Source organism: Clostridium sp. CX1, assembly GCF_025398335.1.
Classification (GTDB): Bacteria; Bacillota; Clostridia; order Clostridiales; family Clostridiaceae; genus Clostridium_AM; species Clostridium_AM tanneri.
The window spans coordinates 144342-157767 of sequence record NZ_JAODOO010000004.1 but is presented as its reverse complement, the minus strand read 5'-3'; the positions used below and the strand labels follow the sequence as shown (position 1 = coordinate 157767).

General features: G+C 29.2%; 9 protein-coding genes. All 9 read left to right on the top strand.

Annotated features, from left to right (window positions below):
- The first annotated feature begins 20 nt into the window (after positions 1–20).
- The 9 genes from fliD to wecB all read left to right on the top strand — a co-directional run bounded on the left by fliD (position 21) and on the right by wecB (position 13394).
- Complete coding sequence (gene fliD / locus N4T77_RS05940) at positions 21–2567, top strand: flagellar filament capping protein FliD (protein ID WP_261670836.1); 2547 nt, start codon at positions 21–23, stop codon at positions 2565–2567.
- Between the two features lie 28 nt (positions 2568–2595).
- Entirely contained in the window at positions 2596–2934 is a 339-nt protein-coding gene (locus N4T77_RS05935; RefSeq protein ID WP_261670835.1) for a flagellar protein FliT, read from the top strand.
- Between the two features lie 99 nt (positions 2935–3033).
- On the top strand, positions 3034–3846 hold the full coding sequence (hag, locus tag N4T77_RS05930) for a flagellin Hag (RefSeq protein WP_261670834.1): 813 nt from the start codon (positions 3034–3036) through the stop codon (positions 3844–3846).
- A 91-nt stretch (positions 3847–3937) separates the two neighbouring features.
- Positions 3938–4756, top strand: coding sequence for a flagellin (locus N4T77_RS05925; RefSeq protein WP_261670833.1), 819 nt, complete (start codon positions 3938–3940; stop codon positions 4754–4756).
- 153 nt (positions 4757–4909) lie between these two features.
- The gene (locus tag N4T77_RS05920; protein ID WP_261670832.1) at positions 4910–6976 is read left to right on the top strand and encodes a glycosyltransferase family 2 protein; all 2067 of its coding nucleotides are present in this window, start codon (positions 4910–4912) and stop codon (positions 6974–6976) included.
- A 226-nt stretch (positions 6977–7202) separates the two neighbouring features.
- On the top strand, positions 7203–9581 hold the full coding sequence (locus N4T77_RS05915; protein ID WP_261670831.1) for a glycosyltransferase: 2379 nt from the start codon (positions 7203–7205) through the stop codon (positions 9579–9581).
- Positions 9582–9583: 2 nt separating this feature from the next.
- Positions 9584–10474 (top strand): NAD(P)-dependent oxidoreductase, encoded by an 891-nt coding sequence (locus tag N4T77_RS05910; RefSeq protein ID WP_261670830.1) that lies wholly within the window; start codon positions 9584–9586, stop codon positions 10472–10474.
- A gap of 48 nt (positions 10475–10522) precedes the next feature.
- Complete coding sequence (locus N4T77_RS05905) at positions 10523–12031, top strand: B12-binding domain-containing radical SAM protein (protein WP_261670829.1); 1509 nt, start codon at positions 10523–10525, stop codon at positions 12029–12031.
- A 307-nt stretch (positions 12032–12338) separates the two neighbouring features.
- Entirely contained in the window at positions 12339–13394 is a 1056-nt protein-coding gene (wecB, locus tag N4T77_RS05900; RefSeq protein ID WP_261670828.1) for a non-hydrolyzing UDP-N-acetylglucosamine 2-epimerase, read from the top strand.
- Positions 13395–13426: the final 32 nt, after the last annotated feature.

The window sequence follows — 13426 nt, the reverse complement described above, 5'->3', positions numbered from 1 at the left end:
TGTAGGAAGGGGAGTAAGTTATGAGTAGCATAACTAGTACTAGTAGCAAACTGAGATTGACAGGAATGGCAACAGGTATCGATACTGATGCTACAATAAAACAAATGATGTCTACTTACTACAGCAGAGTAGATAAAGTAAAACAACAGCAGCAAATACTTCAATGGAAACAGGACTCGTATCGAGATTTTATCGGACAAATTAATTCCTTTAAAAGTAAATATTTTGATACTTTATCAAGTAGTTATATACTTTCAGGTAAAAACATATCTACTTTTGATGTGAATACCACAGATACTAGTAATACAGTTAAGATGACAGCAGGTACAGGAGCAACAGAAGGAAATTATTCTGTTAGTGTCGGTAATATGGCAACTAAAGCATCTTCATTGTCAGGATCAACACCTTATATCAATTTAAAAGAGGCAACAAATAATTTAACTTTTCCAGTAGTATTAGACAGTTCAAATAATCAGATAACAGTAGATGGCAAAAGCATAATTCTTGATACAGGTAATTATAGTAGTTTAAGTAATATTGCTTCAACTATAAATACAAAATTAGCAGCAACTGATAATGGAAGTGGCAAGCTAAGTGATAGTATACAAGCTGTTGTAAAAGATAACGCTATAAAGTTTTATCACAAAGTAAAAATAGATGATACAAATAACAGCTTGAAGGTAACTGTACAGGGCAAAGATTATAATGTTACTGTTTCAAATGGAAACTATACAATGGAAAGCTTATCAGCACAAATCAATAGTAAGCTGTCAGGGGCTACTGCCACAGATGGAGTTACTAAGTTTCCAACAGGAGTGAAAGCACAATCAACAGATGGCTTAAATATATCATTTGTAGACGGTAGTAATAATTCTATAGCTGGAAGTGTAAATTATTCAAATGGTGGTGCAGTAGTATCAGCTACAGCGGTTTCGTTAAGTAGCACAGGTGTAGGAGCAAACAGCACTACTTTATCTAATCCTACTATTTCGGGAGATATACTATCCTATGATCAAAAAATAATAACTGGAGTAAATGATAAATTAACTGTAAATATTTTTGATGGAACTAGTACTACAACTAAAACTGTGACATTATCTCCACAAGCATTCCATTGGGATTCAGCAACATCAGAGTTTAAAGATGCTTCAAATAATAATGCCATAAGCACTATAGCATCACAAATTACTACTCAGTTATCAGGAACAGATATAACAGCAGATAAGTCTGTGGATGGTAAGTTAATATTCAAATCTACTTCAAAAAACCAAATCACAATAACAGGAAATGGGGCTAGCACTGTAGGGCTGCCTAGTTCATTTGCTGTAGATCAGAGTACTAGTGATAAAATGTCAAATATAATGAGTGGGGAAGTTAAGTTTACTGTAAATGGTAAGACTTTTCACTATAACTTTAATAGTGATGCTGATAACAAAACTAACCCAGATGATATTATAGTAGGTGCAAAAAACAAATCAATAGATGATATAATTAGAGATATTGAAAGTAAGGCAGGAGTCGATATTTCCTATACTCAGCTTACAAGACAGTTTGTAATGACTTCAACGCAAACTGGAGTTAGTCAAACTCTAACTGCATCAGATACTACAGGAACCTTCTTAGATTCAATTTTTGGATCTTCTAGCATAAATGAAACTGGAAAGGATGCCACAGTTACGTTAACTAGTAATGGTGCTTCTACTACTATTAAGCAGTCTTCAAACAACTTTACTATTGATGGGGTAAACTATGTATTAAACGGAACTACTACTAGTCCTGTAAGCTTTTCTGTAAACTCTAATGTGAATAAAGGATTTGAGTCTATTAAAGGATTTATAGATAGCTATAATGAACTTATAGGTAAAATTTCCGGTGCAGTAGAAGAAAAAAAGCAGTATACCTATTTACCACTTACTGATGACCAAAAAGAGTCCATGAGTGAGAATCAAATAGAGAAGTGGGAAACAAAAGCTAAACAAGGTATACTTTCTAAGGATAGTACTTTAGAAAATATGCTATTTGAAATGAGAAGGGCATTTTTTGATGGAGTTCAGGGTGCAGGTACTAATCTATCTGAAATAGGATTAAGCACTTCATCTGATGTATCCCAAAGGGGAAAGATAATTATTGATGAAAATAAGTTAAAAGAAGCTTTAAAAAATGAACCAGATAAAGTAATGAATTTATTTACCCAAAAGTCTACAAGTCACACTTATTATTCACGAACCTTGGGAAGTGATGATAGAAAAGAAAGATATAATGAAGAGGGAATATTTAATAGAATAAGTGATATCTTAGAAAATAATATATCAACCTTTAGAGACAGCAATGGAAAGAAGGGAACTCTTCTTGAAATAGCAGGAATTAAAGGAGATTTTACAGAATTAAAAAACACTATTACCAGCCAAATTTTAGATAAGCAAACTGCAATAAAGGAATTACTAGAAAAAATAAGTGATAGAGAAAATAGATATTATAAACAATTTGCTCAATTAGAAACTGCAATGAATAATATGAATTCACAAAGTAGTTGGCTGGCTAGTCAGCTGGGAGTGAGTAAGGGCTAGTAAATAAACTTAATATGGAGAGTTTATTATGAATTTAAAAGAAAAACTAATTGAATACAAGAATATAACTATACAACTTATAGCTAATGTTGAAGGTGAGGATTATGATAGTTTAGAGAAGCTGTTGACTAACAGACAAAATATAATGAATGAAATAGATAGCATAACCTATTCTAAAGAGGAATTTTTAGTCCTATGCAAAGAACTGGATATTTTAGTACTAAACCAGAAGCTGATAAAGGTAACAAAGGAAAAAAAGTCTAATACTCTTAAGAATATAGATGGGATAAAAGTCTCAAAAACTGCTAATAAAAGTTATAATAAAAGATTTGCAGTAGATTCAGTATATTTTAATAAAAAAATTTAAAAAACTATTAAGCATTAAAAAAAGTTAACGATATATTTAATGTAAATAAAAAAGGTGGAAATGGAATTCCACAATTTAAAATTCAAGGAGGAATTTATTATGATAATTAATCACAATCTTAATGCAATGAATGCACACAGACAAATGACAGGAAACACATCAGCTTCAGGAAAATCAATGGAAAAGCTTTCATCTGGTCTTAGAATAAACAGAGCTGGAGATGACGCAGCTGGACTAGCTATATCAGAAAAGATGAGAGGACAAATCAGAGGTCTTGATCAATCATCAAGAAATGCTCAAGACTCAATATCATTACTTCAAACAGCAGAAGGTGCTTTAAATGAAACTCACAGCATTCTACAAAGAATGAGAGAATTATCAGTACAAGCAGCTAATGATACAAACGTAACAGAAGATAGATCAGCTATAAAATCAGAAATAGACCAATTAAGCAGCGAAATAACAAGAATTTCAGCTCAAACAGAATTCAATACACAAAAATTATTAGATGATAACTTTAAAAACAAACAGTTCCAAATAGGAGCTAATAAAGGACAAACAATTACAGTAAGTATAAGCGGAATGTCAGCAACAAACTTAGGAGTAAATGCGTTAAATGTTACTGATACTGCAAATTCTAATACTTCTATATCAAGCGTTGATGCTGCAATTGCTAAGGTTTCAAGACAAAGATCAAGTCTTGGTGCTCTACAAAATAGATTGGAGCATACAATAAATAACTTAGGAACAGCATCAGAAAACTTATCAGCAGCAGAATCAAGAGTTAGAGATGTAGATATGGCTAAAGAAATGATGAGCTTCCAGAAGAACAATATTCTTTCACAAGCAGCTCAAGCTATGCTTGCACAAGCTAATCAACAGCCACAAGGCGTTCTTCAATTATTAAGATAATGCATTATATAAAAGTTTAGAAAGTAAAAATTACGTATATATAAAACAAGTATACATGGAAGTATACTAAAAGTTCAAGGAGGAATTTACTATGATAATTAATCACAATCTTAATGCAATGAATGCACATAGACAAATGACAGGAAACACATCAGCTTCAGGAAAATCAATGGAAAAGCTTTCATCTGGTCTTAGAATAAACAGAGCTGGAGATGACGCAGCTGGACTAGCTATATCAGAAAAGATGAGAGGACAAATTAGAGGTCTTGACCAAGCATCAAGAAACTCTCAAGACTCAATATCATTACTTCAAACAGCAGAAGGTGCTTTAAATGAAACTCACAGCATTCTACAAAGGATGAGAGAGTTATCAGTACAAGCAGCTAATGATACAAACGTAGCAGAAGATAGAACAGCTATAAAATCAGAAATAGATCAGTTAAATAAGGAAATAGATAGAATTTCAGGTCAAACAGAGTTTAATACACAGAAATTATTAAATGGTAACTTTAATGCTAAGCAATTCCAAATAGGAGCTAATAAAGGACAAACAATTACAGTAAGTATAAGTTCAATGTCATCTGTAGCAGCAGACTTAAATACAACAGGCATAGCAGTTGATAATGTTACAAATGCTAATAGTGCTATATCAAATATCGATAAGGCAATTGCTAAGGTTTCAAGACAAAGATCAAGTCTTGGTGCTTTACAGAATAGATTAGAGCATACAATAAATAACTTAGGAACAGCATCAGAAAACTTATCAGCAGCAGAATCAAGAGTTAGAGATGTAGATATGGCTAAAGAAATGATGAGCTTCCAGAAGAACAATATTCTTTCACAAGCAGCTCAAGCTATGCTTGCACAAGCTAATCAACAGCCACAAGGTGTTCTTCAATTATTAAGATAATTTTAATTTGCTATAACTTAAAGAGTCAGATAAGATACTTTCTGACTCTTTTTTAAGTTAATAGTCCAGAAAATCATATATGTACTATAAAAATATATATGATTTTGTGTAGTATTAATTTTATTTAGAATGTACTTGAAGGGATTGAATAAAATGAAAGTAAGTATATGTATGATGGTAAAAGATGAACAAAAGAATCTAAGAAGATGTATTGAAAGTTTTAAGTCCTTATTAGATCTTAAGTTGGCAGAACTTATAGTTGTAGATACAGGATCATCTGACGCTACTGTTGATATAGCAAGGGAATACACGGAGAAAATATATTTTCATCCATGGAATAATGACTTTTCAGATATGCGAAACAAAACAATATCCTATGCTAAAGGTGAATGGATACTTATAATCGATGCAGATGAAGAACTTGTCAATGTGGATGAACTTATTAAAATAATTAACTTGAAAAAGATAAGTTCATACAATACTATGATATTTCAAGTTAGAAGTTTCAATGATCTAAATAATAAGGATATAGCTGCAGTTAACCCATCACCTAGGTTGTTTAAAAATGACGGTGAATTTAAATACGTAGGTTCTGTTCATAATCAACCTCTTTTTAAAACACCTATAAAAATTACCAATATAATGTTAAATCATTATGGTTACATATTAGATGATAAAGAACTTATGGAAAAAAAGTTTATTAGAACAAAATCAATTTTAGAAAAGGAATTATCTAAAAATCCTAATAATGACTATTATCAATTTCAGCTTGGAGTAGCTTATGACATGCATGGCGATAGAAAAGAAGCCTATAAAGAATTTAAGAAGGCTTATAATATGATAATAGACAAACCTTATGAGTATAGAAGGGACAGAATTTACATTTACGGATCCTTTGCAAGAAGTGCATCTTTAAACAAAATGTATGAGGAAGTTATAGATATTTGTAAGGAAGGGTTGAAATTAAGAGAAGACTTTGTTGATTTACATTACATTTTAGCAGTAACAGAGAGGGTAGTAGGCTGCTATGAAGATTCTATAATGAGTTTCAATACTTACTTACATTTGATTAATAATTTTGAGAATCTTGAGATATCCAAGGATTTAACTGTAAGCTTTTATAATATTGATGAAGTATCTATAGAGAGCGCTTATTTTAACTTGTTTTTAAATTATTTTGATACAGGTAATTATATAAAAGCTAAAGAGAATATTTATAAACTAAAAAATCTAGAGAAGAAGATGTATTGTTATAGCAATTTATTAGCATATATAGGTTTAGAGGGTGACTTGTTTGATTTTTACAATGAAGTTGATTCTAACTACAAAACTCAGCTTAGTGAAATTATTGAAGATAAAATTACGATAATTAATGAAAGAAAACAAAATAGTATAAGAAGTATATTTGCTAAGGGAAATGATGGATATGCTATATATAATAAAATAATCCTTATGGAAAATTTAAAGGATACTGTAAAGGCAAATAAAGAAATTTTAAGTTTTGCCAATGAAATGAATTTCAACAATTTGCCTGACTATTTTAGTACACTTATTTATTACATAGTTAAAAATAGAGGAGATTTATACCAAGTATTATATAACGTTTCGGAAACTAATCTTGAAAGGTTCTTAAGACATTGTTTTAATAAATTTAAAAATATGTTAAGGTTATCGGAAGAATATATAAGTTCTAAGGAATTATTTGATGAAAATAATATAAATCACCTAAGAATTAGCAAGGTATTAATGAAAAATATTCTGTTACAAAGCAAAAACAAAGAAGAATACAAAGAGCTTTTTTACCAGTATGTAAATATAGGTGGAAAGTATATAAAAAGTATTTATAAAGATGAGATTATAGAAAAAGAAATGGTATATGATTTAAAGCAGGAAGATGCTTTTCTTGTACTTGTAAACAAAGCACACAATGTTAAGAAAGATAACCATAAGGAATATATCAGATATCTAAGAGAAGCCTTGTTTTTCTATAATGATTTTAGTGATTATATAGAAATTTTAAATAAAGACTTGGAACGAGAACTTGATAAAAAAGAAGATGAATTTGAACAGTATAGAATGCAAGTAAAAAATACTATTAAATCGTTAATAGAAAGTAACAAATTAGATGATGCTAAGTCTATAATAAATCAGTATGAACAAATTGTACCAAATGATTTGGAAATAATATTATTTAAATCTAAAATAGCACTTAAAAAGTAGGATGGTTTAATATGGTTAAAGAGGTGTATTTATCAAGTGCATCTCTTTTATTAATTGAAAAAATGCTATCAATATTTGATGAATTTAGGCGATATATAATATATTAGAATGAATATAACAGGAAATAAATTACAGAAAACTATTCAGAATAATGTTACTATTTAATCAAAGTTTAGCAATAAATTATAGAGAACTAAATATGTTTCTAAGGGGAAGAAGGGAAAATATGAATAATAGTATTGATTCTATTAAAGAAGAAATAAAAGGCAACATAGAACTCCTTATAAATAACAATAGACTAGAAGAGGCGGATAGTTTACTAAATCAATATCTTGCGATGGTGCAGGATGATCCCAATGCTTATTCTATGAAGGCAGTTATTTTTATAATAGAAGGTAAATTTGATGAAGCAAAGGAAATTATAAAAGTTGGATTAAAGTATGATTATGATAACTTTGACTTGAATTATAATTTGGCATATGTATGCGAACAAAACGGAGAAATTTATGAGGCTTATAGTTATTATTGCAAGGCATTAGAAAATTGTAGTAATCATGACATAAGAAAAGAATTAGAAGGAACTATTAATAAATTTAAAAAAGAAAGTGATACAGGGTTAACTAAGCCTAAAAGTAAAGTAGTTTTTTTTGTTAAGCAAGGAATGGATAGTTTTTTAGGTGATATTATTAAAGGACTATCTTATGAATATGAAACCAAAAAAATAATTGTAAATGAATATAATCAAATCGATGAAGGAATGAAATGGGCAGATATTTGTTGGTTTGAGTGGTGCGATGAACTTGTGGCCTATGGGAGTAAGCACAGATTAGCAGGTGAGAAAAAGATATTATGTAGATTGCATAGTTATGAGGCTTTTGCTGGTTATCCTAGTAATGTTTACTGGAACAATGTAGATAAAATTATTTTTGTAGCTAAGCATATTAGAGATTTTGTAATTGAAAAGTTTAAGATTAGCAAAGATAAAACTTTAATAATTCAAAATGGTATAGATTTATCAAAGTACACATTTAAAGAAAGAAAATCAGGATTTAATATTGCTTATGTTGGATATATAAATTATAAAAAAGGTCCCTTATTGTTACTACATGCATTTAAAGCAATTTACGATAAAGATCATAGGTATAAACTGTATATTGCAGGTCAGTTTCAAGATGACAGAGATGTATTATACTATAATCAAATGCTTAGAGAATTTGGTTTGGAGAATAGTGTAATATATGAAGGGTGGCAGGATGATTTAGACAGATGGCTTGAAGATAAAAATTATATACTATGTACTAGTGTACTCGAATCTCAAAATGTGAGTGTTATGCAGGCAATGGCTAAAGGAATAAAACCTATTGTTCATAACTTTGTAGGAGCTAAAAACATCTATTCAGAGGATTATGTGTGGAATACAATTACAGAAGCAATTAGTATGATTTATAATGGAAAATATTCATCTAATGAATATAAAGAATTTATAGCTAAAAACTATTCATATGAAAATCAAATAAAGAGTATAAAATCCTGTGTAAAAGAGTTAAAAATTTGTAAAGAACCCGTTGAAGAAAATAACCAACTACCATTGGTCTCAATTTGTATTACTAACTATAATTATTCTCAATATATAGAAGAATGTATCTTATCGGTAATTAAACAAACTTATAAAAATATAGAAGTGATTATAATTGATGATTGTTCTACTGATAATAGCAGAGAAATAATGAACAAATATAAAGAAAAGTACGATTTTATTAAGTGTATATATAATAAACACAATAAAGGATATTTATATGGAATAAGAAAATTTATTGACAGTTTATGTAAGGGGGATTATTTTATAATATTAAGTGCAGATGACATGATTGCTGAAAAAGATACTGTTGAAAAGTTTCTTAAAGAGCATATCAATTATCAAGAGAAATTTGATATTATATATGGTGATGAAGTAATAATTAATGAAAAATCTGATTTTTTAAGCTATGTTAATATAGATAATTTAGATGATAGAAAAGTAGTTAATCACACATTTAATTCTTTTGGATCAGGACCTTTTCCTTACTTATTTGCTATGCATAAAACAAATTTTTATAGAAAAAATAATTATTCGTGGGAAAAATTTGGAGAGGGTTCAAATGATACTTTAAATGCTTTGATTGCAATTAAAAGAGGGGTCAAGTATAAAAAAATAAATTATCCTATGTTTAAGTATAGATATCATACAAACAATATGACTTTTAACTTAAGAAGTAGATTAAAAGAAGTTCTTGCTATAATTGATTATATTATATGTAATTTTGATAGAAAATATTATATGGATTTAAAGTTTATTGGTGAAAATGAAGAAGAACAAAAACAGTTAGATATAGTATTCTTCGCAGGATACTACTACAATTTAATTAAATATTATATAAATGATTATAAAGTATATGGAACATGGGAATTAAAACTATCTAAAAAAGAAAAATTGGATGTTTTACAAGAATCTATTAATAGATGCAAAAATCTTTTAGAGAATTATAAAATTAATAGATATACTAAATTTGAAGAAAGTATATCATACATAAGAAAAAATTTATTAGAAATATGTGAGGAGATATAATAGTGAAAAAGGCATTAGTTATTGGATCAGAAGGAAATGTTGGAAAACCACTTGTGCAATATTTAAAAGAGAATGATTATGATGTAGTCGCTTATGATATAAAACCAGGATATAGACAAAATTATTATATGGCAGATATAACAAAACCAATTGATTTAATTAAGGCTTTTGATTTCAAACCGGATTATATTTTTCATCTAGCTGCTATGGTAAGTAGAGTAACTTGCGAACAATCAGCAAGTATGGCAATTCATACTAATATAGTTGGAACCCAAAATATCATAGAACTGGCCAAGTACTGTGATGCTAAGCTTATTAATTTTTCAACATCTGAAGTATACGGACCCAATAATAGTATAATGGATGAAAGTTGTCTTCCTAAGCCTAATAATAGATATGGATTATCTAAACTACTTGCTGAACAACTAGTTGAATATGAAGTAAAACAACATGGACTGAGAGCAGTTACATTAAGGCCATTTATGATATATGATGAGAATGAAGATCTAGGTGATCATCGTTCTGCAATGATTAGATTTGCATATAATTTGGCTACAGGTAGAAGTATAGAAGTTCATGATGGTTCAGCTAGAGGATGGATGCATATATCTGATGCTGTAAGAGCTATAGAAGCTGCAACAAGAGTAGAAAACTACTTAGCAATTAATATTGGTAATCCTGATGTTAGATCAATATATGAATTAGCAGATATGATTAGAATAAAATTAGGAGCAAGTGAAGATTTAATAAATGTTATTAATCTTCCTAATAGAATGACTTTAGTTAAACAGCCTAATTTGCAACGACAAAAGGAATTACTAGGATTTGAAAACCTTGTTTCCTTAGAGGAAGGAGTAGATAGAGTATGCGAGAATATAATGAAAAGAATTTAATTATACACAAATTCATAAGCAAAGCTATTAAATGTAAGGGGGGACAGCATGTTGAAAGTATTGTTTTTATTTCCAAATTCAAGTAATGAGGGTGTGGTATCCAATGCAATAACGATATTAGCACCTATTGCAAAAAGATTAGGATGTGAAGTAGAATACTTTGAAACATCTTTTTACCATAAAAAACCAACTGCAGCTGAGGATAGAACATTTTCCGGTGAATTTAAACCCGTTAAGGATCAAATTCCTAAAAAAGAGATGAAACCATATGAAAGCATGTTTAAAGAGTTTAACTATAAAATAAAAGAATTTGAACCAGATATATTAGCAGTTAGTGCTAATTCGTTAGAATATGATTTGTTTTTACAACTAATACAAAATGTAGAATTCGATAACAAGCCATTTACATTTGTAGGCGGAGTTCATGCTACTTTTTCTCCACAACAAGTTATAGAAAATAAGTATGTAGATGCAATTTGTATTGGAGAAGGTGAGGAGGCATTTGAAGAATTTATTGAAAAATACAAAGAAAATTGTGCCGTTACAGATATTAAAAATATTTGGGTCAAGGAAAATGGAAAAATATTCAAAAATCCAATTAGAGATCTAATTTCTGAAGATAGACTATGGGAATATGAAACAGATTATGAATTTTACAATTCTGAAGATTATTTTTTGAAACCATTTGAAGGTAAGATGTATAAAAAGGCTATCATTGAATTGTCTAGAGGATGCCCTTATAATTGTAATTATTGTGTAAATACAGCTTTAAAAAATCTATATAAGGATAAGGGTAAATTTGTAAGATTTAAAGAAATAGATAAATTAAAACAAGATATATTAAATAAAAAAGAACAAGGTTTTAATTTGATTCAATTCTTGGATGAAAATTTTTTAAACATTTCTGAGGAAAAATTAGAGGATTTTTGTGGTTGGTATAAAGAACACATAAATCTTCCGATAATTATTCAAGCAAGACCGGAAAGTGTATGTGAAAGTAAAATAAGACTTTTATCAAGCATGGGTGTACATATTGAGATGTCTTGTGGAGTAGAGACTGGTTCAAAAAGAATACTAAATGAGATATGTAATAGATTCACCACACATGAACAGACTATAAATGCTTTTAAACTGATGCATAGGTATAAAATTTATTCTAGAGCATATGTTATGATTGGTTTTCCAACAGAAACTAGAGAAGAAGTCTTCGAAACAATTAATTTGGTAAGAAAGATAAATCCGTATTTGTCTATAATGTCTATATTCTTCCCTTTTGTTGGTGTTCCATTAAGAGAATATTGTATTAAAAATGGATTTATAACTGGAAATGAGATGGCTAGAACATTTACAGAACAATCTATACTTAGAAATCAGAAGATGACACCAATGGAAATTTCAAACTTTAGAAGGGTATATAGTTTATATGTGAATTTACCTAGAAAATATTTTGCTGAAATAGAAGAGTGTGAGAAGAACTTTGATGAAATTAAATTTAAAAAGTTAGTAGATTTATCTTGGAAATTAAGATCAAATTGGCCAAATTATGAATTGGACTAGTTGTAAAGTGAGTGATTTTAGATCTAAATAATGTAATTGAACGGTCAAAAATACAGATGGAAGTAATAAGCCCAATCACTCTTTCGTGTTGCGATAGAATAATAAGTTAAATAGCATTTAGAGGCAAGGGCATAGACATGAATGAAGAAGAACTAAAGTTAAATTGGAAAAGAGGCTACACGGGTGCAGTACAGACAGAAGATGCTAGACATAATTGAGAAAAAACTACTGAAAGTGAGGCAGCTAGTAAAGAAAGCTAAAAACATAGTTTGGATGTTGAAGAAATCGGAATGGAGTTGAAACTTCGATGAAAATATTAACTGTTATTGGGACAAGACCGCAGTTTATAAAAGCTGCTGCAGTTTCAAATATAATAAGAAAAGACCATCACGAAGTACTTGTACATACAGGACAACATTATGATAAGAATATGTGTAGGGTATTTTTTGATGAACTTAAGATACCAAAACCAGATTACAATATAGAAGTTGGATCAGGCAATCATGGTCATCAAACTGGTTCTATGCTTATTAAACTTGAAGATATATATTTAAAAGAGAAGCCAGATTTAGTATTAGTTTACGGCGATACTAACTCTACTTTAGCAGGGGCTCTATGTGCAAGTAAACTTTTAATTCCAGTAGCACATATAGAAGCAGGACTCAGAAGTTTTAATAAGAATATGCCTGAAGAGCAAAATAGAGTTTTGACAGATCATTTATCAAAATTATTATTTGTTCCTACAGCTTCAGCTTTGAATAATCTAAGTAATGAGAGAATTACAGCAGGAGTATTTAATGTAGGAGATGTGATGTTTGATGCTATACTTAATTTTAAAAAGTTAGCAGAAGAAAAATACAATATTATACAAGATTTAGATGTAGAACCAGATAAGTATATACTGACAACTATACATAGAGCTGAAAATACTAATAGCATAGATAGATTGAAGAATATAATTCAAGCGTTAAATGAATGTGGAAAAAATGTAATATTGCCATTGCATCCTAGAACAAAAAAATATATAAGTGACTATGATTTAACTTTTAATAAAAATATAAAAGTAATAGATGCTGTAGGTTATTTAGATATGATAAATCTTGAAATGAATTCTGAAAAGATTGTTACTGATAGTGGTGGAGTTCAAAAAGAAGCCTTTTTTATGAAGAAACCATGTATAACTATGAGAGATGAAACTGAGTGGGTTGAAACTGTAGAAAATGGATGGAATGAAGTTGTTGGCACTAATAAGGATAAAATATTAAATTGTATTATAAAGTTCGAACCAAAAATAAAACAGAAAAACATATTTGGTGATGGAAGATCATGTGAAAAAATATTAGAAATATTAAATAGTTTTTAATAGACATTTCTCTACTTTACAAGAAAATTAAA

Coding starts and splice junctions, on each gene's coding strand:
- fliD (WP_261670836.1), top strand. CDS start 21: ATGAGTAGCATAACTAGTACTAGTAGCAAACTGAGATTGACAGGAATG.
- N4T77_RS05935 (WP_261670835.1), top strand. CDS start 2,596: ATGAATTTAAAAGAAAAACTAATTGAATACAAGAATATAACTATACAA.
- N4T77_RS05915 (WP_261670831.1), top strand. CDS start 7,203: ATGAATAATAGTATTGATTCTATTAAAGAAGAAATAAAAGGCAACATA.
- N4T77_RS05905 (WP_261670829.1), top strand. CDS start 10,523: ATGTTGAAAGTATTGTTTTTATTTCCAAATTCAAGTAATGAGGGTGTG.
- N4T77_RS05920 (WP_261670832.1), top strand. CDS start 4,910: ATGAAAGTAAGTATATGTATGATGGTAAAAGATGAACAAAAGAATCTA.
- N4T77_RS05925 (WP_261670833.1), top strand. CDS start 3,938: ATGATAATTAATCACAATCTTAATGCAATGAATGCACATAGACAAATG.
- hag (WP_261670834.1), top strand. CDS start 3,034: ATGATAATTAATCACAATCTTAATGCAATGAATGCACACAGACAAATG.
- wecB (WP_261670828.1), top strand. CDS start 12,339: ATGAAAATATTAACTGTTATTGGGACAAGACCGCAGTTTATAAAAGCT.